Genomic DNA, 22,226 nt, shown 5'->3' with positions numbered 1-22,226 from the left:
TCAATTCCTGGAAATATTTAAACTTGAAACAGGTACTACTGCTCTCAACAAATATTCTTTTGCTAGGAGCGGGTTAACAAATTAGTAACCCTACGTAAGACGACATTTCATACGCATGCGTAGGGAACATAGTAAAGTTATTCCGGTACTCCGTAGCGAGCCAAAGCTGGATTCCGCGTTCTTTTCCATCCTGCATAGATGCAAAAAACTTAACGATCGCACCAAGGGGAAAGCGGGGATAACTCGCCTGCGGATAAAACTGACTGGTACCAACAAATGTCACGACACTTACAATCAAACCCACCTCTATCGCATCTCTACAATCAATAGCGATGGTAGGTTTCCTGCTATTACGCCAATTTACCCCAAAAATAGATTGCGGATAAATAGTAAGTCACATCCTGTAACGGATACAACAATACGCTCTGTAACCATTTAACACGTTGTAACCTACCCTATAGGGGATGTCGCAAACGCTAAAGTCATGCACCGTATTCAGCAAAGGTCTACGTGTTGCGATAACGTATACGAAGTGGTTTGGTCTAGATCCGACCCAAAGCAACGCCGCAAATGAAACATTCATTCTGGTTTTCATTTTCAGCTTTTTTTATGTTTATGCACGCAAGAGCTTTACAGCGTTTTTCTCTGCCATATAAATGCCACTTCATTGGGTGAGGCACGGCACGGCATTCTTTATACCAGTAACCCAGTCAGAGACATTTGAGCCTGAGTACTGTTTGGCCATAGCATACGGAAATTACACTTCTAGATGAACAAGAACACGCTGCACCGAGCAAATAGATCACGATCTGTGACTGCGATCTTGGGACCAACCAATACTGGTAAGACGCATTTGGCAATTGAACGGATGAGTGCATACTCTTCCGGCTTAATCGGCCTGCCCTTGCGCCTGCTAGCCAGAGAGGTTTATGGCCGCCTTGTAGAGAAGAAGGGGCCTGATCTCGTCGCCCTTATTACAGGCGAAGAAAAGATCATACCCAAGTCACCCCGCTTTTGGGTTTCCACAGTAGAAGCCATGCCAAAAGATCTGGACGTGGACTTTGTCGCAATTGATGAAGTTCAGCTGGCCGGGGATTTGGAGCGCGGCCACGTTTTCACAGATCGCATTTTGCATCTGAGAGGACGTGAAGAAACGCTGCTCTTGGGTTCCTCTACTATACGTCCCCTTCTTGAGAAGTTGATGCCGGGTCTAAATGTGATCACCAGACCACGCATGTCTGTTCTTACATATTCAGGTTCCAAGAAACTCACCCGGCTTCCACGCCGCTCAGCAATCGTCGCCTTTTCCTCTGACGAAGTTTACGCCATTGCCGAACTGATCAAACGTCAACTCGGCGGAGCAGCAGTCGTTCTGGGGTCATTGTCTCCTCGCACTCGAAACGCGCAGGTGGAGCTGTTCCAGAACGGTGACGTTGACTGGCTTATCGCCACCGATGCTGTGGGTATGGGTTTAAACTTGGATGTGGACCACATTGCGTTTGCCGGCCATCGCAAATTTGATGGTTATCAATACCGCCAATTAACCCCATCAGAGACCGGTCAGATCGCAGGCCGAGCAGGTCGACACCTCCGAGATGGCACATTTGGTGTCACCGGACGCGTTCCCGGCTTTGACAATGAACTGGTCCATCAACTCGAATCTCATGAGTTCGATCCCCTAAAAATCCTACAATGGCGTAACCCAAACCTCGATTTTTCGTCTATTCCAGCACTTTTGCGCAGTTTGGACCATTCTCCACGAGAAGAGGGCTTGACCAAAGCCCCTCCGGCAGAGGATATCGGTGTTCTCGAACTTGCAAAACGTGACAGGGATATTAATTCCGTCGCGACGACACAGGAAAGAGTTTCTTTGTTGTGGGATACCTGTCAGGTTCCAGACTATCGCAAGATAGCTCCGGCAAACCATGCAGATCTTGTAACAAAGATTTATTCGCATCTGATTCATGATGGCGCCATTCCAGATGATTGGTTCCATAGCCAGGTTAAACTGGCGGATAAAACAGATGGGGATATCGACACATTGGCGAACCGGATAGCACATATCCGTACGTGGACCTTTGTGGCTAACCGTGCCGATTGGCTGAAAGACCCTGCCCACTGGCAAGGGGTGACGCGCGGCATAGAAGATCGATTATCAGATGCCCTTCACGAACGGCTTACACAGCGGTTTGTGGATCGGCGAACCAGCGTATTGATGCGACGTCTGAGAGAGAACAAAATGCTCGAAGCGGAGATCACTGCAACCGGAGACGTCCTTGTAGAAGGACAACATATAGGCCAGTTACATGGCTTCCGGTTTGCTCCTGATGCAACAGCCGAAGGACAGGAAGAAAAAGCTGTCCATGCGGCTGCCCAAAAGGCCCTAGCAGGTGAGATAGAAAACCGTTCAGAACGGCTATCCCGCGCTCCAAACGAAGAGTTTATTCTCTCAGCGGATGGCACACTGAGGTGGCAAGGCGAAGCGATTGCGCGCCTGACCGCTGGTGATCAAACTTTACGTCCAGTCCTGATCATCCTTGCCGATGAGCAGTTGACAGGTCCTGCGAGAGACAATGTGCAAGAGCGCCTTGGTCTCTGGATCAAGACACACATCGAAACGTTGCTTAAGCCACTTTTCGATCTTGAGCATGCTGAAGAAATTGATGGCATCGCTCGTGGCGTTGCTTTCCGCTTGACCGAAAGCCTCGGCATTCTTGAGCGCCAGGAAATTTCTGAAGAGATCAAACAGCTCGACCAACAGATGCGCGGATCACTCCGCAAGCTGGGTGTGCGCTTTGGTGCCTACCACATTTATGTCCCCGCACTGCTTAAACCAGCGCCAAGCCAGCTTCTCGCTCAGCTTTGGGCGCTGAAAGAAGGCAAAGAGGACATCAAAGGCCTGACAGAACTGCCGCAGCTTTCTGCATCAGGCAGAACCTCTGTACCGGTCGATGCCGAAATTGAAGCAGCCCTTTATGGTGTTGTTGGTTTCCGTGTCTGCGGTCCTCGTGCTGTTCGCGTCGACATTCTGGAACGTCTGGCAGACATTATTCGTCCGCTCGTCGCCTGGAAGCCGCTGGAAGAAGGCATTGAGCCACCTGACGGTGCATTGGTAGAAGGCGGAGCGTTTACCGTCACCGTTTCTATGACATCCCTTCTCGGCTGTGCTGGCGAAGACTTCACAAATATTCTGAAGTCCCTCGGCTACCGTCTTGAAACGCGCGAAGAACAACGCCCTATCGCGAAGAAGGTTGAAGTCGAAGAAGCAACTACTTCTGAAGAGGCTCCTGCGAATAAAGACGCCCCTGCAGCTGAAGAAGCTCCTGCGACCGAAGCTGCAGCAGAAACAACCGTTGCGGAAACTGAAGAAAAACCTGCGGACGAAGCTGTTGAAGCTACGGTTGCGGAAACTTCCGAAGAAGACGAAGCAGTTGAGATGGAAACGGTCACCGTTGAAATCTGGCGTCCGGGTCGGGCCGGTGGTCGTCGCGCGACCAATGATCGTCAGCGCAACAATCGCAATACAGGTGGTCAACGCAACTCAGAGCAAACTGGCGAACAACAACCACGTCGCAATGGCGCTCCACGTGACCAACAAAAGCCGCGTCGGAATATCGGTAAACCTGGTGGTAAGGGTCGTGGACACAGCAAAGATCAGGCTCGCCCAAATCAGGCAAAACCTGCGCCGCGCCGTGACAAACCGTTGGATCCAGATTCACCATTTGCAGCACTGATGGCCTTGAAGCAGAACTTGGAAAAGAGCGACAAATAGTCGCTCCATCAGGATTGAGTGAATGGCAGCACCAGAACCACTAGGCACTGTTCGCATAGACAAGTGGCTCTGGTATGCTCGCATTACAAAGTCCCGGACACTGGCAAAGAAGCTGGCAGTGTCCGGGCATATCAGACTGAACCAAGAAAAAATTCCAGCGGCCAAACAAATCGTCAAACCAGGTGATATTCTTAGCATCACTATGCCGCGACGCCTTTTGATCCTTAAGGTTTTGCAGATTGGCACGCGCAGAGGTCCCGCCCCTGAAGCACAGACACTTTATGAGGACATGTCCCCCCCTCCTCCACCCAAGGAAGAAGTGGCTCAAGTGCCCAGGCGAGAAGCCGGCGCGGGACGCCCTACGAAGAAGGAACGAAGACAAATCGCCCGGATTCGCGGCTTCAACGAAATCGATCCTTTTTAGCGAACAAATTACGCAAAATTTGTCCCAATATAGCAATCTCCACGCCTACAACAGCGCTTGCACTACCCACTGAAAACCGGTAGCAAAGAGCACAAAGTTTACAGGGCGAATAAATCGTCAGGGCTCTTCAAAGCCCGAGCATTTTTGTAGAGATAAAAATGCTACGCCAGAGACGAAGAGGATTGCGATGACATACGTCGTCACAGACAATTGCATCAAATGTAAATACACTGACTGTGTTGAAGTGTGCCCAGTCGATTGTTTTTACGAAGGTGAAAATATGCTCGTCATTCACCCTGACGAATGTATCGACTGCGGTGTATGTGAACCGGAATGTCCTGCAGATGCAATTCTCCCAGATACCGAACCCGGTCTGGAGAAATGGATCGAACTCAACTCAGAGTACGCTGAGAAGTGGCCGAATCTGACTGTGAAGAAAGATCAACTTCCAGAAGCAGCTGAGTTTGATGGCGTAAAAGAAAAGCTGGAAAAACACTTTTCTGACAAGCCTGGGCAAGGAGACTAAGTCTCCCTAAAAGCCTCGTACAAACAAGCATTTATATTTTGCCAAACAGTATCCGCGGATGTCTTTAATCCTCTCTTTCTTGAGAGAGGTTGGAAATCCGTGGATAATGTGCTATACCTTTTTGCACAGTCACTTGGCAGTCTGGTTGCATCCTCCCAAAATGGAGGATTTTTTATGGTCGTAATTCCCTTGGGATTGCGGGTGGTAAGCTTTTTCCAGCGTTCGCCGAAGTAGCCAAACAAAGAAATTCGACTGATCACAATTGAGCGTAAAACCAATAAATGCGAGGAGTTTTCGCCCGCATATATTGGATTTTTACGTTTTTCTAAAGAGAAAGATGCAGCGAACTCGCGGCATCTAGGTTACTTGGTCTTTCAAAGGACCATAGAGTAACCACTGCGCAGGAGAAGTATAGCGTATGGCCACACCCGCAAAAAAGACCGCGCAGCGTCATGGGTTCAAAACTGGTGAGCACATTATCTATCCATCGCACGGAGTTGGAGTAGTTACTGCGGTTGAAGAGCAAACCGTTGCTGGATTCTCTCTTGAACTTCTCGTAGTTGAATTCGAACAAGATAAGATGACGCTCCGCGTTCCAGTGGCAAAGATTGCTTCTGTTGGAATGCGTAAGCTTGCTGAGGCAGCTACAGTTAAAAAGTCCCTGGAAACAATCGCTGGCAAGCCACGTGTAAAACGCACGATGTGGAGCCGTCGTGCACAGGAATACGAAGCGAAGATCAACTCAGGTGACCTCATCTCTATTGCTGAAGTTGTTCGCGATCTCTACCGCTCCGACACTCAGCCAGAGCAGTCTTACTCAGAACGTCAACTCTATGAAGCTGCTTTGGACCGTATGGCGCGTGAAATCGCAGCTGTTCAAAAGCAGACTGACACTGAAGCAGTGCGCCAGATCGAAGCCGTCCTGCTTACGTCACCAGGTCGCGCTGCAAAAGTTGCACCTGCTGCACCCGCACCCGTTGCTCCAGTTGCACCTCCCGCTCCAACTGCAGGCAGTGGACAGGAAGAAGCAGCATAGTTACTAGCCACTTTTTCAAGTTATTAAAAAACCCGCCAGCTGGCGGGTTTTTTTTCGTCCTGCAATCCCCAGCCCATACCCCATGAATTTTATCTCAACTCCAAGTCTACCAGCTCCTTGCCTGGCAAAGCCTTACAAGCAACATAGCAGGCGCTGATATCGCACAGGAAGAACGCAATAGGTTGATGGAAGCAGCTGATCGATTGCATACGCCCACCCAAACGAATGATGGTAGGCGGCAAGCTCAATCAGTGATCACCTTTAGGAGTTCACCTGAATTTAAGCGCTGATTAGCTTTGACCTGATTAAGAATTGTGAACAGCTCCAGCCGTCGGGCAGGCTCAACTCCACTCATACCTACGGCAAGCTTGCGTGCAGTCTCACCAGCCTTCGCCTCAATGATTTTAATTCGAAGTGGGTTAAGACGTGCCTGTTCCGTCGGGCTGAGCTGACGGAAACTACCAAGAGATTTTTCAAAATCCTTTGCAAAAGAAGCCGTTGGTGAGCGATTAGCAAAGATGAACCGATATCCGGTTAATCCGATACGGATAACACCAATCCGGAAAGACCAACCATCGGTAATCGCGGATCCTATGACTGCAGGCAGGCCGTTAATGGTGGTTGGACGAACGCTGTTATCAATCAACCCATTGATCCAGCCAGACAGCATGTAATCGGTTAGGCTTGCATACCCAGTTAAGTCCGCACCATCAAACCGCATCGCTGTGCCTGCCCCATCACTGGCAAGAACCGCCTCAGCAGAATTTTCAAGCACAAACCCTTTTGGGACACCAAAGGAGATACCCAGTCCTTTATGAAGAAACTGACGTCCTCGCACGTATCCTTCTAGCGGATCATCACCGAACAGCATACCGTCAAGGCTGCCAAGGTAATCCGCACGTCCGTTCAAACCAATGCCTGGGGCACCGATCTGCCGAGCACTCCGAACAGCTCGTTGAATCCGATCAGGCGTGTTGGGGTGTGAGGAAAGGAAGTCTGGTGCAGAACTGGTTTCACCGCCAAGCTGCTGGTAGCGAGCAAACTGGCCCATAGTGTTGAGAAAGCGCGCGGCCGCATACGGATCATACCCTGCACCTGCAAGCGTTCGTACGCCAACATCATCAGCTTCCAGTTCCTGTTCTTGGGAGAAGCGCGCAAATTGCAGCTGCTTTTCCTTCACAGTCTCATCGATTGCCTGCTGGTCTTTACCAATGTTACTCATCACCTTGGTGACGAATTCGGCCTCTTCCGCCTGTCGTTGTCGTTTAATGGCGTGACGCGCGGAAACGTGTGCCATCTCATGAGCAAGCACGGCTGCCAGCTCAGATGTATCATTTGAGAGTGCCAGTAGGCCTCGGGTCACATAAAGGTAACCACCGGGCAATGCAAAGGCGTTTACAGCCGGGCTGTTGAGCAGTGTCACACGGTAATGGACGTCAGGAGCTTCAGACGCAGCAACAAGACCACCAACAACTTTGGCGATCGCAATTTCCGCTTTACTGTCCTCATAAACGCCGCCATAGGTCGCAATTACTCGTGGATGCTCACGCGCGCCAACGTCACTGCCAAAACCGGAACGAAGACTTCCAGGCTTTTGCGAGCTCAAATTGCCAGAACCAGTCAATTGGCACGCAGCTAACGCCACGGCCACTACGCCTACTGTTGCAAATTTGAGGCTTGTCCGTACTCCGGGCAATGCGTATCTCAAAGTCATTCGTATTTCCGGCTACCTACTTTAGTCCAGAAGCTCCAACTGTGCTGGGTGCTTAAGCTCGATTTGCGGCCCTTTGTTGATCTGCAAGACTCCCCGAAGGCGAACTCGCTTCCCGTTTAAACCAGACAGATCATGCCCGAAATCTGAAAATTCTTCCAGCTCTCCCCTTTGAATAATCCCGGTTAAATCCTCTGTCCAGCGCTGACCGAAATTCAAGTAAGTCCGAGACCGGGTTTGCCCAACGGAAATGAGTATTGCTTCAACCATCCAGTACTCACCATAATACTCGTAGTCCATTGATCTATAGTCGTTAATTACACTTTTAACGAACCACATTCCTTTGTTTTTCTGTCTGGCAATTTTTTCCAAATTAATGAGTAATTTCAAACAATTGGAGGACCTTAATTGTGGCTGAACAATGGCCATTCCATCTTTGATTAAGCGAACACTGAAATCCTGCCGCTTCTCGTCCAGCAGAATCGCAGGCTTACGTCCCCAGCGATCAGTTGAGGCGCTCAACGCAAAGATCGAATATTTCTGAGAGTACTCGCCTTCCCCAAACATCCCACCACTTGTTTGCTCAAAGCCAAGGTCAGCAAAATAATACAATTGGTCGTCGCTGGCACGAAAGCGCAATGGGTTTGAAATTTCATGTGCACTTACAGCAGGAAGGTCACTTAAAGAACCATGAAATTCCTCAGCACACGGATCCGCCAGAGCGCTCCAAGGCACAAGAATAAGCCAACACATTACAACTAGGCTCTTCCTCCACATCATGTCACCTCGCTATATACTAGGCGAACTATATCAGGCAGGTTTTCCGATAACGCTTCTTCAGAAAAGCCGGAGTGCATTCTGGGGCTATCATGCAAATTGAATTTATGCAGACCTTACTTATACCTAGGCTGTTCACAGCCCGCCAATGCCACTCGCATAGCCACGCATTTCATGATATTCGAATGACCATTGTATCAGCTCTGATGATCCACCCCATCAGGCCCCGTAGCTCAGCTGGATAGAGCGGCCGCCTCCTAAGCGGCAGGTCACAGGTTCAAATCCTGTCGGGGTCACCATTTTCAATTAAATCTTGAACCAGTTCCTTAATCGGCATTTAGCGAATTAAGCCCACCATAAAAGCCGGTCACACTAGCGCGTGGAGAGAACATATGAACTACCTTGCCAATGTGTTCAAACGCTTTGGAGATAATCTCCGTAACTGGTTCTACAACTGGATGAGTTGGATTAGTCGGCAAAAAAAATAGCCTGACAAATTATGCCCAACATGTCGAAATGCGTTATGGGAAGCAGGACCTCCGCTTCCCAACACACCATGTGCGCCAAAGTGAGAAAAGTTTCCCCAAAGACACCTAAAATGACCATCCAGAGCTGCTTTACTCAAATTTCAAAATTTCATTCTCTCGACCGCTTCGCCTCCCTCACAGCACTTTGGGAGTATTCAATCACGACATCTCGATATGTTTCGGCCTTGTCAAAACCATTGCTGTTAGAGGAAGCATGAGATTATGTCTGAATCACGCTGTAGCATTACGGTAACACTCGCTAAACGTTCACTCCTACATACAATCTAAGCAAATTCAGAGTGTTACTTATCAATTACGCTATGGTAATTTTGTGATATATATAGCTGCGTATACATTTCAAGCTCATTCATAGATGAAGTGAAGTAGAGCAAAATTTAATATTGGTATACTCAAGTCTTATATCGCTATTCTTGACATATCACTGATACGTGCAATCCCTCTATACATAAAACAATTATGTTTGGGAGGGAGGCCCGTACATGGCACCAATACTAGAAATAAGCGACCTTAAAGAGCGCGCACGCCGTCGCGTCCCTAAGATGTTTTTTGACTATGCCGACTCAGGCTCATGGACAGAAAGCACCTACAGAGCAAACGAGAGCGACTTTTCGAAGATCAAACTTCGTCAACGCATCGCTGTAGATATGACCAACCGCACACTAGCGACCAAGATGATTGGTCAGGATGTATCCATGCCAGTCGCATTGGCTCCAACAGGCCTGACAGGTATGCAGCATGCGGACGGAGAAATCTTGGCAGCTCAGGCTGCAGAAGAATTCGGCGTACCGTTCACCCTTTCCACCATGAGCATCTGTTCTATCGAAGCGGTTGCAGCCAAAACGCAAAAGCCATTCTGGTTCCAGCTTTATGTGATGAAGGACCGCAATTTTATCAACGCGTTGATTGATCGCGCAAAGGAAGCGGGCTGCTCTGCCCTCGTCCTCACTTTCGACCTTCAGGTATTAGGTCAGCGTCATAAAGACCTGCGCAATGGCCTGTCTGCCCCGCCAAAGTTCACACCAAAGCATATCTGGCAGATGGCGAGCTGTCCGCTGTGGTGCATGCAGATGCTAACCAGCAAGAACCGTACATTCGGCAATATTGTTGGGCATGCAAAAGGCGTTGGTGACTTATCATCGCTCTCCTCATGGACAGCAGAGCAGTTTGACCCGCGCCTAAGCTGGGATGACATTGAGTGGATCAAAAAACGCTGGGGCGGCCCGCTGATACTCAAGGGTATTCTGGACAAGGAAGATGCACGTCTTGCTGTAGAATCCGGCTGTGATGCCATCATCGTTTCCAACCACGGTGGACGTCAGCTGGATGGAGCACCGTCTTCAATCGAGATCCTACCGGAAATCGTTGATGCAGTTGGCGATAAAGTTGAAATCCACATCGACGGCGGCATTCGCTCTGGACAAGATGTGCTGAAAGCAATCAGCCTTGGCGCAAAAGGCACTTACATCGGCAGACCATTCCTTTACGGCTTGGGAGCTGGTGGCAAGCAAGGTGTCACCAAGTCTCTGGAGATCATCCAGAAAGAACTGGATACCACCATGGCGCTGTGTGGCAAACGTGATCTGAACACGCTCAACCGTGACAACATCTACTCAATAGATGGCGTAAAGCTATAAAATAAAACACTATTTCAGAGCGGGACACATGCATTTGGTCCCGCTCTGAAACCTGTTATTCCTCAGAGGACCCAACGTCCTCCCAGCCTGCATTACGCTCAGATCGAACAATCGCGTCGATGATTTCCATGTTCTGGATCGCATCAGCAATACCGTAAGGCAGCTCTTCCTCACCACGTACAACACGAGAGAATAACTCACCTTGCAGCGTGTATTGATCGCATGCCGAAATACGCTCCACCTCAACAGCGCCATCGCCAGGCAACTTACCCGAATCCAAGCGAAGAATAGTCTCTTCACCCGGAGGCGCGTTAAACGGAATGAGGATCTCCAAACGCTTGGCCGTTCCAACCAGATTGATGCGTTGATAAGGGGCAGATTGCGTTGAAACTGTAAACTGCGCCTGTCGTCCCTGTCCAAAGTCCATCATCACAGAAGTCAGACGATCCGTTCCAAAAGTCCGGTCGCGGTCAATCAAACTCACGACCCGCTCAGGCTCAGCGTCATAGAAGTAGCGAGACGCCACAATTGGGTAACAACCGATATCCATCAAGCCGCCGCCGCCAAGCTCGGTTTTGTTGCGGATGTTTTGCGGGTCCTGATTATCGTATCCAAAGAAGCACTGCACAGCCTGTAGCTTGCCCAACTCGCCGGATTGAACGATCTCCAAAGCGCGTTCCCATTGTGGATGTGCACGGACCATGAACGCTTCCATAACAAAGCGGTCACTTGGTATATCCAGCAGCATACGGGCTTCTTCCGCATCCAGCGCAATCGGCTTTTCACAAAGCACATGCTTACCAGCTTTCACAGCTGCAATGGTCATCGGCACATGCATGTGGTTTGGCAAAGGGTTGTAGATCACCTCAATCTCTGGGTCCGCCAGCAAGGCCTCGTAGGAGCCGTAAGCCTTGGGAATACCCAGTTCAGCAGCCACTTGCTTGGCATTCTCTTCAGTGCGAGAGGCAATGGCAGCAACTTCCACACCGCGCGCTTTCATCAGCGCAGGAATAACCTTTTCACGACCAATCCGTGCAGTAGATAGTACGCCCCATTTAACCATTATAAGTCTCCCAATCCTTCGTACTTTTCATATTCACTGCGGTGTATCGAGCGCCAGAACACGCTTACCAACATCAGATTTACAGAAACGGTCCAATTCAGAAATCGCTGAAATGATGTGGTAGAGAGAACTTGCAGGTGCTGCCTCGTTAACAAACGTACCATCTGGCAAATATTTGTCTTTCCAAAGACCAGCAGGCACATCATTAAGGAACATCACAAGCGCCGCCAAAGCATTCAGCATTGACGCATGGAAGCGAGATTGTTCTTCCTCACCCGTGCTTTCCAGCATGGCAATAGAGCCTTTCAGCCACTCTGCCTGAGACCAGAGCCGCGCCAGAGGATCACGCATAGAGAAATCATCATTGATGCCCATAACGGCAACGCCGCGCTCGCGATCAACTCCATAGGTCTCTGCGATCTCAAACAACCGCGCAGCAACAGTTTTCGCACGCTCGTCACCGCGCAGTTTGTTCCAGCGGCTCAGCAACCATGCCCACTCAAAGTGATGCCCCGGCTCCAAGGCACGACCTTCGTCACCCGGCATTGGCGACCAGTCCAGAGCAAAAAACTCGCGTAGACCACCAGTCTTTTCACAAATGAAGTGCTTAAGGCAAAGCCCACCAAGCTCATCCGCCAGAGCAGCCCAAACAGCCTTCTGTTCAGCGCTAAGAGTTTCAGAGCGTTCCCACTCCAAGCACATCTCAAACAAATGCATGTGCGGGTTTGCACCAAGCGGTGCGCGTGGCGGTTCAGCCTCCTGAAAACCGGCGACAGGGTGCTTAAAGCGGCTCTTCAATACACCCAACAGAGCGGCGGCTTTGGTGCACGCTTCCTCACGCTTCTCACTGTTCACATCAGCAATGCTGGAAAGAGCGAGCAAGGCAAACGCTTGGTTATAAAGATCAAAGGCTGTGTCCAACAGCTGACCATCCGGTGTTGCTAAAGCACCAATGTATCCATCAGGCGTAGCATACACACGCTCAACATAAGCCTGCGTGCGCAAAGCAACATCCATCCACGGCCCTTGCCAACCAAGACGACCCGCTTCGCAATACACAAACACCATCCGCGGATTTACACGGCCTCGCCGGTTATCGGCGCTACCTTCGCAGTCCAACGTGATGGTCTCTGCAAATCCGCCATTGGCGGCATCCTCACCAGCTTTCAACCACAACGGCAACGCATCATCAAACAGCCATGCACGCAATTTATTCAGGTGATCGACAATCACTTCCGGTACTCCACATCCATCACCTGTTTGCACTGGGCAAAATCGTGATGGCCTTCACATATGCAAATGAAATTAGAATGTTCAATGGTTCGACTAAAGGACCAAAAAACGCACTCCGGAACCTACGACGAGTAGGCGACAAGGCAAAGCTAAACTATCAAGTTTGTGGGGGATTATGAAGTATCAGAGAGTTGCTGGTGCCGGAGCGCCAGTACACAATAAAGTGGAATTACGCGTACCAACCCGACTAACAATGACTGAGCTTTAAAGTTGGAAATCTTCAAAAAAATGTTGCCTATTAGCAGTGCTTTGCTCCACCCTGAAATTTTTCCAAGGATATCTTTAGTGCAGATATTCCGTAATCGCCGGCACCATAGCCTTCCCAAGAAATAAACTACCCGCCAACGAAAGATGACCGTAATCAAAGCTCATTGCCGTGTTTATACTTTTATATTTTACAAACCGCTGGCACATTTTTTCGATACATAGCAAAGCAGCTGGAGAAATAACGCCGACACCAACTGAAGAGGCATCAAGCTGCAGCTTTTCGTCAACCGAGAAAAACTTATCATCCAAGCCGTTCTCAGAATACCTTGATAATTCCTCACTTCTATAATTAGTAGCCTTCAGCTCACGTTCTAATACATTAGGAAGTCCCCCAGGCCATATCGGAAACTGGTTTACAACTACCAATTTTTGTGAAAGTTTTAATTGATCAATGACTTCCAAGAAATCTCTATAATACCCAGGATATGTCCATCTAAGATTTTGGGAAAAACCCCACTCGCTAATATGCGAAGAAATCAACACCAAATCAAATTTCATTGATCCAATAGTTTTTCTAACTTGATGATTAATCTTACTACACCTTGGGGTAGCTGTTTCGCTTACATTACTAGGAAAATCCGTAATTAATGGCAAGCAGTATGCAGCTGTTAACATGTAAAGTGAAATATTATTCTTGTTCAATGCTAGTTTTAAGCCTGGATATAAACTTGCAGCATGAGAGTCACCAACAATCAAAACATTTACGCCCTCACCAAGATAACCTTCAAAACATGAATTAAGATCAAAGGTGTCTACAGAAGCACTCAATAAAAAGCACTTATCTTTCAATTGAAGTTTACTACTCCGAGGAGGTGTGAGTAGAGATGCAAAATTTTCTAGTTTGTAATCTGCAACTTTCAATAAGATGATCGAACGCCCGGCTACAATAAAAGAAATTGAAATAGCGAACCCAGCAAATAAAATTTTCTTATTTGGAAGAAAGCGTTTAGCTCGTGTTGGAGTTTCAATGTATCTCCAAGACAATATGGCCATAAGTAGACAAATCATGATAAGAATGCATTGCTCAGATGTAGATAATTCAACTCCAAATTCGAGTCGATAAAATGCAAAAACTGGCTGATGCCACAAATATAGACTGTAACTTATCAGACCCAATCCCACTGAAACAGGAAACGAAAGAAGTCGACCACAAAAGGTATTGGGTCCAGCAAACAGAATTATAAAAAAAGCTCCGAAAGTAGGCGCGAGCGCTGAATACCCAGGAAAAGGCGTTTGCCTATCAAAATAAAAAACTGAGAAGGCAATCATCCCTATTCCAAGAAAGCTCAAACTATCGCTTTCCATTCGCCGAGCCGACCGGCTGTCTACGAATGCTGCAATTGCTCCCAATAAAAGCTCCCAAGCTCGTGTAGGTAAAAGGTAGAATGAAAAATCTGGAAAATACGAAACTCCAATAGAGGCCGCAGTAAAGCTTAACACCGCTATCAACATAAGTAATACAAGTATTCTCTCTCGAGAAAATTTCCAAATTAGATATAAATATATTGGAAAGAATATGTAGAACTGTTCTTCTACAGCTAGACTCCACATATGTAGCAATGGCTTTAATTCAGATGCCCCATCAAAATAGCCGCTTTGCTTATAGAAGAAAAAATTGGATGTAAAAGTCGCAACCGAAACTATTGATTTTGCAAACTGATTAAAATCAGACGAAACTTGAATTATCCATGCCAATGAAAACGAAATAACCAAGACAACAAAAAGTGCAGGAAATATTCGGCGTACACGCCGTTGGGAGAAATCCCAAAAACTGAATCTATTGACTTCAAGATCTCTTAAAATAATTCTGGTTATTAGAAATCCACTAATAACAAAGAAAATATCTACACCAACATAGCCACCTGAAAAAACAGGAACACCAGCATGAAAAAGCACAACCGGGATGATAGCCAACGAACGTAAGCCATCTATCTCTCTTCTGTACTGCACCAGATTCCTCGCATAACTCGACAACAGATTAGAAATCAAACTTGTCGATAATGATTATAAAACAATAGTTTACGAAGCGTACAGATAACCCCCGCCCCCACAAAAAGGAACTAATTTGAATTTGATTAGTTATCGAATTACTGGTGCCGCTGAAAGGACTCGAACCTTCGACCTCATCATTACGAATGACGCGCTCTACCATCTGAGCTACAGCGGCTTACCAACTGGCACGAGGTGTGCCGGGAAGTGGGAGCTTGATACCCAAGCTCCCAATAAGATGCAAGTGTGTTTTGCAGCAGTAGAACAAGCATCCACCGCCTATCGACATTCATAGGAAACTCATAAGAGCCCCGCATGTCTGGGATGAGTATTTATCTATCGAAAGAACCTAAAACTCTTATCCTTAGGAGGGTTAAGGTCATCTTCATCTGGTTCCGGTCCGGGATCGTCAGGAAGATGAGACAGCGGAAATTCCACCAGCGCATCATCTTTCTTCTCCAGCTTTGCGACATCTTCGGCTGATGTTTTCTTCTCGGCTTTAGCCAAGTCCACCACCTCAGGTTTTCCATCACGACTGGTTTTAGGTGATGCCCAACTGGAAGCTTCAACAGGCACAACCGTCGCTGGTTCCTCTGGCTTTGGCTTTCCTGCAGGTTTGGCAACTGGAGGCGGGGTCTCGGCGGCCTTAACAACTGGCTTAGGTTCCAAAACCTGAGGCTTGGTAGCCGGAGCCGAAGTTGGCTCAACTTCAGCTTTAGATGTATCAACAACCGGCTTGCTGTCTGCCGCTTTCGGCACAACAATCACAGCTTCAACAGGCTCATTCAAAACTTGAACCGGTCCAGCAAGCACCGGTGGCTCAAACAGCTTGTCATCAATCACTTCAACCGTCTGGTCCTGACCAAACACTCCTTCAGGAGCGGCCCATTTACAGGCGTCTACACGGCCTGTCCTAGGAGAAACCGGGGTCCAATTCGCAGAAATGACACCATCTGCAATCCAAACTTCGTCCTGAGGCGCACGCACTGCACGCGCCAACCATTCCCGAATACGGCCCTGATCGCCATGCTCGCGATCTTCAAGGTCCGCCATCAGCAAAAAGGCGCGTTGAGATGGTTCAGACCGGAGAACACGTTTAAGCTGCTCACGGGCTTCATCAAATTGCTTAGCCTCAATAGCAGCAACCGCGATAGAAATTGCACCCTCAGAGGAATAGGCCCGCATACTTGCAAGAGATTTGGCACGGCTCAGACGATCAGAAACGGAATCACCCGGCCTGACATGCGCGTAAGCTTCAGCAAGGTCTGGGTGCGGATTAAGCTTCCATGCTGCCTCGATAATTTTACTTGCCTTACGAACATCACCAGAGCGCGTCCGCAAACGTGCTGCAACAAGGGCAGCAGGAACCAGAGACGGTGCCAAACCATGCGCTTCTACAGCAAGCGTTCGTGCGCGATCGGGGTTTTCATTCTCAAGCTCAAGTGCGCGAGCGGTCAGCAGAACGGCTTTATGGCGGCGCAGCGTCTTTTTATCCAGCATGTGAGCAGCATAATTGCGCTCAAGCGTTGCAATCGCTTCTTCCCAGTCACCGGATACGGCCTGATAGCCAAGCACCGCATTGCCTGCCCAATGCAAACCGGGCACTAAATTGAAGGCTTCCTCTGCAAAGTGACGTGCAGCAGCCGGCTCACTCTCACGTTCAGCTTCAATATAAAGCCCGTGCAAACCAACAGCCATAGAGCGGCCATCTTCCAGCATTTCCTCAAACCGCTTGCGGCTTTCAGCATTATCACCACTCAACTGAGCAGTTTGCGCCAACAGCAGCTTCGCCGCAGGCTCATTTCCTAGCAGCAGCTTATCCGCTTTCAACCCATGCTTGCGTGCATGCAGCGTATCGCCAGCACCAAGCGCCATCAGCCCTTGAGACAGAGCATCAAAGCCCTTGTCCTTACGGCGCCGCTGCATAAAGCGAGAAGCAAGCGTTGGCGATTTCCAGAGCAACCGGAAGAAGCCCCAGATAACAATGGATGCGACCAGTGACGCGCCAAACGCGACAACTGCCGTCAGCAGGCTTGCCTGAACAACGTACCCTTGCCATTCCAGCGTAAGAACGCCCGGACGATCAGCCATCCAGGCACCGCCGAGAGCCAGCAAGAAGACAAACGCGAAAAAGATGAGAACGCGGACCATGTCCTTCGCTCCTTTCCGATGCTACTTGTTTTCAGAAACAAGCGATTTCAAAACTTGGGCGGTGATTTTTTTCACCAATTCATCTGCAGCCAGTCGAGCCTGAACTTGCTCAGCCCACGGAGCACCAACTGTCTTCATTGGCTCCGGCAGGGCATCAAACGCCTTCATTGCTTCACCCAAATCACCAGAAGACACGCGCGCTTCCATAGTGCCAAGCACATCACTTGTGCTCGTACCCTGGCTTTCAGTCGGCGTGCGGATCGAAACCAGAGACTTGGCGCTGGAGAACAGACGATCAACAACATCACCCTGCTCATCTGTAATCACCACAGCACTCATTTCGCGCGCAACCTTACCAAATCCGGCAATCAGCGCAGCAGAAGATGGAATGCCAGTCGCAGCAGCAGCCTTTAGAGGAACCAGCTCAGCTGTATCCCCCGGCAACACGGCTTCAACAGCAGCCAGTTCCGCTTCATAACTCTCACCAGAATCAACAGCATTCCGCAAAGAGGCAATCGCTATAGCGCGTGCTGCACGTTCCTGAGCACTGGCAGTTCCAATCGACTTTTCCAACCGGTCCACACGCTCAATAATGAGTTTGGTGGTTTGTGCAGATTTTTGAGCAAGCGCTTCAATCTCGCCTTCCACAACCTTCTGCTCAGCCGTTAGCTTACCAATTTGAGCAAGAGCTGCCTCAACCTTAGAGCCTGTAATGGCCAGTTGAGAGCCGAGAGCCTGCAGCTGCGTAGGCGTTTCCTTCAAGCCAGTAAACTGCTTCTGCAAATGAGTGAGGCTGTCTTGAACATCCTTCATAGCTTTCTGCGCCGAGCCTTGAGAGGTCGTCATCAGAGCTGTCATTTGCTTAGAAAGCTGATCCTGTGTCTTCTTCAAACTTGCAACAGCAGCGCCATCACCGGCAGCGCCATTGGAAATAAACTCGTTCAGTTCTTTGATTTCCGCGCCAAGCGTCGCCATCTGCTGCTGAACATTATCAGAAACGGCGGAGGTCGCATCTTTAAGACTGGAACGAGTCTCCTTCTGCAAGGCGTCCAACTGAGCAGTGAGCTGCTGAATTGTCTCTTTAGCCGCAAAACTCCCGGTCGCATCATCTTTCAGATTGGCTATTTCTTGCTGCAGTTGCGAGTAGCGGCTCTTGGAGCTTTCCAAAAGCGCTTGGACTTCAGTCGCATTCTGGCCAGCGCCTGCACCAACCATTTGTAACATACCAACCTGATGCAAACCCAAACCGGCACCAGCAACAATCAACGCACCAACAACACCAGCCGCAAGCATCGCACCAAACCCAGAACTCGGCTTAGGCGGATGCGGAGGTTTGCCAGAAGGGTCATCCCCCTTCCCACCAGTTGGAGGCGGTGGCGTACCTTTACCACCAGAAGAGGCATCCTGCACCTTTTCCGTTAGCGGCTCTTTTTTATCAGTTGGCTTGGAAGCAGCACTTGCAGAAGTCGCCGGTTGGGCAGCGCTCTTTGCAGCTCCGGTTGGAGATGTTTCTGTAGGCTTTTTGTCGGCATCTGAGGCTTTCGCAGCGCCAGCAGTAGCTTTCGCACTTGCTGTCGCCTTAGTCATTGTCGCTTCAGTTTTTTCAGTCTTCGGAGGTGTTTGTGAGGGCTGCTTGTCTACCGGAGGCACCGAGCCTGCCTTGGAAGGACCTGTTTTAGTCACATCCAGTTTGGAAGTCGCTGCGGGCTTCTCAACGGGTTTATCTATCTTGGAAACGTCTTTCGCAGCCAGATCAATAGTCACTGGCTTGCGCGTACTGCCAGAAAGGGGAGTTTTTCGTGAGGACGTTCCGCCACCAGAGCCTGCGCCGGTGGATGCCCCACTCTTCTTGTCATCAGCAGCCATCAAAACCTCCTACAACGGCGCGTTTCAAGCGGATTCCAGCCGCGCCAATCTTAATTATGCACGCAATCTCAACGAGCCATCCCGTGATGTCCCGCAATTAACATAAACATCCCTGAAGCAAACGGCTATCAGGGAGAATTAGCACTTTGCCAAACAAACTACGACTTCTCCATAGGAACCAGAGAAGTTCAAATCACGTTCTCTCACTTCTCGCAGGTGCAAGAAGTTCAAACAAACCATCCTCTGAAGGCGTTTTCGCCACAAAAACCTCGCCAAACGACGCTGTTTGCTCCGCAACTCGATTTGAAACGCATAGTGCTTTCATAGAGTTAAGAAACACTGTGGTTTTTTCAAGATTACAAAGGCTGAGAAATACTTGAATTGTTCGCAAAGAATAGAACAATGTACAATCTATCTCTCCAGCCGTAATAAGCCGATGGGTTTGCGCAGACAGCTGAGATGCCGCAGACATTTGGTAGGCTTCCACCATATTACAGGCCACGCCCAACCCCGCCAACTGCCCGGAAAGATCCCCACTTCTGTCCACAGCAGCGGGATAAAACACCGGCCCTTGCTGACTGTGTTCACCAATCAGGTTTGCAAGAGAGCCAACGTCACCCTCAGCACACATGATATTTTGAAAACCTGCGCCTTTGGCTGCTTGCGCAGTCGCTTCGCCAACAGAATAGAGAGGAAGCAACTGCAACGGCTCGATCAGCTTATTGAAGGCAAGGGCCTCAATCGCTTTTGCACTCGTCACAGCAATTGCTTTAGCGCCTCCAACCACATCCTCGTCAAGAGACAGCGGCTGGAAGTGTAGCATCGGCTCAAGAACCACCTCGTGTCCCATAGCAACCAGCTTCCGAGCAGTCGTATCGGCTTGTGGCTGAGGACGGGTCACGAGTATTTTCATCAGAGCTCCAGAAAATTAGGTCCAGATTTCGCTTTCAGCTCTTTACCAAGCTCGCGGCCAATCTCTTCCGCATCACTCAGCGCCCCCTCACCTTCAACGGTGTGGGTCTGGCTGCCATCCGGCTTGATAACCTCACCGCGGAAGCGAATACGGTCGCCTTCCACATGAGAAAGTCCAGCGATTGGAGTACGGCAAGACCCATCCATTTCAGCAAGGTAAGCCCGTTCCAGCAAGAGACGGCTTTCCGTTTCTGCATGGTGAATTGGAGCAAGAATGCGAGCAGTCTCTTCATCTCCAAGACGCGTCTCAATGCCAATCGCACCTTGCCCAACAGCTGGGAGGAAATGCTCCAGATCGGCCAGAGACGTAACAAGATCCCCCTGCCCCAGACGAAGCAAACCGGCATAAGCAAGGAAGGTTGCATCAACCACACCCTCATTCAGTTTGCGTAAACGGGTTTGAAGATTGCCGCGGTACATCACCACATCCAGATCAGGGCGCAGACGCTTAATCTGTGCCTGACGACGCAGACTGGAAGATCCAACAACAGCCCCCTGTGGAAGGTCTGTCAGCTTTCCCACCTTCGGAGACAGGAAGGCATCACGCACATCTTCACGCGGAAGGTAAGCAGTCATACCCAAGCCATCAGGAAGAACAGTCGGCATATCTTTGGAAGAGTGAACCGCCAGATCAATGGACTTATCCAGCAAAGCTTCCTCAATTTCCTTAGTGAACAAGCCTTTGCCGCCTGCTTCGGAAAGAGGCCTATCTTGAATTTGGTCGCCAGTTGTTTTTATAACAACAATCTCGAAGTCATCATGAGTAAGACCATGAGCCTTCGCGAGACGAGCACGTGTTTCATGCGCCTGAGCAAGAGCAAGAGCGCTACCACGTGTGCCAATTCTTATAGGTTTTGTTTGCAAGGATCACATTCCCAATGCTAGGGGCTCATGTTAAATGAGCTACATAAAATCATAGGCCCGCGAAATCAAACATGCCTTATGCATGAAAGACCGACAAAAACCATGGGCCAAAGGAGACCAAACTTGCTGACCATCCTCGGCATCGAAACGAGTTGTGACGAAACTGCTGCTGCTGTCCTTGAGATTGATCAAGACGGCAACTGTGAAATTTTGTCCAACGTGGTGCATTCACAGATCGCCGAGCACACACCATTCGGCGGTGTTGTACCAGAGATTGCTGCGCGCGCCCACATACAGTTGCTGGATGGCATTGTAGATCAGGCCATGAAGAGCGCAAATATTGACTGGTCAAAATTATCAGCAGTAGCCGCCACGGCTGGTCCCGGTCTCATTGGGGGTGTCATTGTTGGTTTAATGACGGCCAAATCCATCGCCATGGCAATTGATAAGCCATTGATTGCAGTGAACCATTTAGAAGGCCACGCTCTAACGGCCCGCATGACGGATCAAGTTGAGTTTCCATTCCTGCTGCTGCTCGTCTCCGGTGGTCACACCCAATATCTCCTCGTAAAAGCACTTGGGGAATACGAGAGATTGGGGACGACCATTGATGATGCAATTGGTGAGGCCTTCGACAAAACAGCGAAATTACTCGGCCTGCCGTATCCCGGTGGTCCGGCTGTAGAAAAAGCTGCAAAACTTGGTGATCCAACCGTCTTCAAATTACCACGCCCGCTTTTGGACCGCCCTGGCCTCGACATGTCATTCGCTGGGTTGAAAACGGCTGTCCGCACAGCTGCTCTGAAAGAAGAGCCCGTCAGCGAGCAGGTCGTCAACAACCTCTGCGCGTCCTTTCAGGAAGCGGTGGCAGATGTTCTCGGTCAACGCAGTGCCAGAGCCTTCGATTTGTTCAAAGAACGCTACCCAAACACACCACCCAAGATGGTTATAGCGGGCGGAGTTGCCGCAAACGAAGCAATTAGGATTCGCTTGAACGCCGTTGCTGCGAAACATGATGCAGAATTGGTCGCTCCTCCACACAAACTGTGTACCGATAATGCAGCCATGATCGCATGGGCGGGAGCCGAGCGCCTAAGGAAGCTAATCGAAGACGATCCATCCATTCTGGACCAAAACGGTAAAGGGGATGACATGAATGTATCACCCCGTCCGCGTTGGCCGCTGGATCAGACCTCCCAAAGCGTCATCGGCTCCGGCAAAAAAGGGGCTAAGGTTTAACCACCAGCCCCTCTTCAGCAAGTTGTCATGTACAAGCCATGCTTGTGCCCTACCTTAAACAAACGCCTGCAAATATCCTCATTCAATTCCATCG

General features: G+C 49.5%; 15 protein-coding genes and 2 tRNA genes. 7 read left to right on the top strand and 10 right to left on the bottom strand.

Annotated features, from left to right (window positions below; translation table 11 throughout):
- The first annotated feature begins 769 nt into the window (after positions 1-769).
- The 4 genes from BLS62_RS21565 to BLS62_RS21550 all read left to right on the top strand — a co-directional run bounded on the left by BLS62_RS21565 (position 770) and on the right by BLS62_RS21550 (position 5,758).
- Positions 770-3,772, top strand: coding sequence for a helicase-related protein (locus BLS62_RS21565; RefSeq protein WP_093185722.1), 3,003 nt, complete (start codon positions 770-772; stop codon positions 3,770-3,772).
- Between the two features lie 22 nt (positions 3,773-3,794).
- Positions 3,795-4,196, top strand: a complete 402-nt coding sequence (locus BLS62_RS21560) for an RNA-binding S4 domain-containing protein (protein WP_093185719.1) — start codon at positions 3,795-3,797, stop codon at positions 4,194-4,196.
- A gap of 187 nt (positions 4,197-4,383) precedes the next feature.
- Positions 4,384-4,722 carry a ferredoxin FdxA gene (gene fdxA / locus BLS62_RS21555; protein ID WP_093185716.1) on the top strand — a complete coding sequence of 113 codons (339 nt, stop codon included), beginning with the start codon at positions 4,384-4,386 and terminating at the stop codon, positions 4,720-4,722.
- A gap of 418 nt (positions 4,723-5,140) precedes the next feature.
- Entirely contained in the window at positions 5,141-5,758 is a 618-nt protein-coding gene (locus tag BLS62_RS21550) for a CarD family transcriptional regulator (RefSeq protein ID WP_208991013.1), read from the top strand.
- A gap of 244 nt (positions 5,759-6,002) precedes the next feature.
- Here BLS62_RS21550 and BLS62_RS21545 read toward each other — a convergent pair whose 3' ends face one another.
- Together BLS62_RS21545 and BLS62_RS21540 are read right to left on the bottom strand one after the other, a co-directional pair.
- Complete coding sequence (locus BLS62_RS21545) at positions 6,003-7,472, bottom strand: M48 family metalloprotease (RefSeq protein WP_208991012.1); 1,470 nt, start codon at positions 7,470-7,472, stop codon at positions 6,003-6,005.
- Between the two features lie 21 nt (positions 7,473-7,493).
- A complete protein-coding gene (locus BLS62_RS21540) occupies positions 7,494-8,204 on the bottom strand; it encodes a thermonuclease family protein (RefSeq protein WP_208991011.1) in 711 nt (236 codons plus the stop codon).
- Positions 8,205-8,468: 264 nt separating this feature from the next.
- Here BLS62_RS21540 and BLS62_RS21535 point away from each other — a divergent pair.
- Together BLS62_RS21535 and BLS62_RS21530 are read left to right on the top strand one after the other, a co-directional pair.
- Positions 8,469-8,545: transfer RNA gene (locus BLS62_RS21535), tRNA-Arg, on the top strand.
- Positions 8,546-9,273: 728 nt separating this feature from the next.
- A complete protein-coding gene (locus tag BLS62_RS21530) occupies positions 9,274-10,428 on the top strand; it encodes an alpha-hydroxy acid oxidase (RefSeq protein WP_093185710.1) in 1,155 nt (384 codons plus the stop codon).
- A gap of 55 nt (positions 10,429-10,483) precedes the next feature.
- On the opposite strand, the gene BLS62_RS21525 is transcribed toward BLS62_RS21530, so the two are convergent.
- The 8 genes from BLS62_RS21525 to hemC all read right to left on the bottom strand — a co-directional run bounded on the left by BLS62_RS21525 (position 10,484) and on the right by hemC (position 20,893).
- On the bottom strand, positions 10,484-11,491 hold the full coding sequence (locus BLS62_RS21525) for a Gfo/Idh/MocA family protein (protein ID WP_093185705.1): 1,008 nt from the start codon (positions 11,489-11,491) through the stop codon (positions 10,484-10,486).
- A gap of 33 nt (positions 11,492-11,524) precedes the next feature.
- A complete protein-coding gene (locus tag BLS62_RS21520) occupies positions 11,525-12,724 on the bottom strand; it encodes an AGE family epimerase/isomerase (protein WP_093189361.1) in 1,200 nt (399 codons plus the stop codon).
- Positions 12,725-13,066: 342 nt separating this feature from the next.
- Complete coding sequence (locus tag BLS62_RS21515) at positions 13,067-15,001, bottom strand: acyltransferase family protein (protein WP_280141867.1); 1,935 nt, start codon at positions 14,999-15,001, stop codon at positions 13,067-13,069.
- 141 nt (positions 15,002-15,142) lie between these two features.
- Positions 15,143-15,218: transfer RNA gene (locus BLS62_RS21510), tRNA-Thr, on the bottom strand.
- A gap of 158 nt (positions 15,219-15,376) precedes the next feature.
- Positions 15,377-17,191 carry a heme biosynthesis HemY N-terminal domain-containing protein gene (locus tag BLS62_RS21505; protein WP_093185699.1) on the bottom strand — a complete coding sequence of 605 codons (1,815 nt, stop codon included), beginning with the start codon at positions 17,189-17,191 and terminating at the stop codon, positions 15,377-15,379.
- Between the two features lie 21 nt (positions 17,192-17,212).
- Positions 17,213-19,057 carry a COG4223 family protein gene (locus BLS62_RS21500; RefSeq protein WP_093185693.1) on the bottom strand — a complete coding sequence of 615 codons (1,845 nt, stop codon included), beginning with the start codon at positions 19,055-19,057 and terminating at the stop codon, positions 17,213-17,215.
- Positions 19,058-19,250: 193 nt separating this feature from the next.
- Entirely contained in the window at positions 19,251-19,970 is a 720-nt protein-coding gene (locus BLS62_RS21495) for a uroporphyrinogen-III synthase (protein WP_093185689.1), read from the bottom strand.
- Positions 19,970-20,893 carry a hydroxymethylbilane synthase gene (gene hemC, locus BLS62_RS21490; protein WP_093185685.1) on the bottom strand — a complete coding sequence of 308 codons (924 nt, stop codon included), beginning with the start codon at positions 20,891-20,893 and terminating at the stop codon, positions 19,970-19,972. Before hemC ends, BLS62_RS21495 begins: the two co-directional genes overlap by 1 nt.
- Before the next feature lie 126 nt (positions 20,894-21,019).
- Between hemC and tsaD the strand changes: the two genes are divergently transcribed.
- Positions 21,020-22,132 (top strand): tRNA (adenosine(37)-N6)-threonylcarbamoyltransferase complex transferase subunit TsaD, encoded by a 1,113-nt coding sequence (tsaD, locus tag BLS62_RS21485; RefSeq protein WP_093189358.1) that lies wholly within the window; start codon positions 21,020-21,022, stop codon positions 22,130-22,132.
- Positions 22,133-22,226 lie beyond the last annotated feature (94 nt).

Origin of the sequence: Pseudovibrio sp. Tun.PSC04-5.I4, assembly GCF_900104145.1 — a bacterium.
Classification (GTDB): Bacteria; Pseudomonadota; Alphaproteobacteria; order Rhizobiales; family Stappiaceae; genus Pseudovibrio.
The sequence above is the reverse complement of the archived record's forward strand: the minus strand, read 5'-3'. Positions and strand labels throughout refer to the sequence as shown.

Bases quoted from the DNA above. Each gene is read 5' to 3' on its own strand.
- BLS62_RS21550 (WP_208991013.1), top strand. From the start codon at position 5,141: ATGGCCACACCCGCAAAAAAGACCGCGCAGCGTCATGGGTTCAAAACT.
- BLS62_RS21560 (WP_093185719.1), top strand. From the start codon at position 3,795: ATGGCAGCACCAGAACCACTAGGCACTGTTCGCATAGACAAGTGGCTC.
- BLS62_RS21545 (WP_208991012.1), bottom strand. From the start codon at position 7,472: ATGACTTTGAGATACGCATTGCCCGGAGTACGGACAAGCCTCAAATTT.
- BLS62_RS21505 (WP_093185699.1), bottom strand. From the start codon at position 17,191: ATGGTCCGCGTTCTCATCTTTTTCGCGTTTGTCTTCTTGCTGGCTCTC.
- fdxA (WP_093185716.1), top strand. From the start codon at position 4,384: ATGACATACGTCGTCACAGACAATTGCATCAAATGTAAATACACTGAC.
- BLS62_RS21500 (WP_093185693.1), bottom strand. From the start codon at position 19,057: ATGGCTGCTGATGACAAGAAGAGTGGGGCATCCACCGGCGCAGGCTCT.
- BLS62_RS21565 (WP_093185722.1), top strand. From the start codon at position 770: ATGAACAAGAACACGCTGCACCGAGCAAATAGATCACGATCTGTGACT.
- BLS62_RS21525 (WP_093185705.1), bottom strand. From the start codon at position 11,491: ATGGTTAAATGGGGCGTACTATCTACTGCACGGATTGGTCGTGAAAAG.
- BLS62_RS21495 (WP_093185689.1), bottom strand. From the start codon at position 19,970: ATGAAAATACTCGTGACCCGTCCTCAGCCACAAGCCGATACGACTGCT.
- BLS62_RS21530 (WP_093185710.1), top strand. From the start codon at position 9,274: ATGGCACCAATACTAGAAATAAGCGACCTTAAAGAGCGCGCACGCCGT.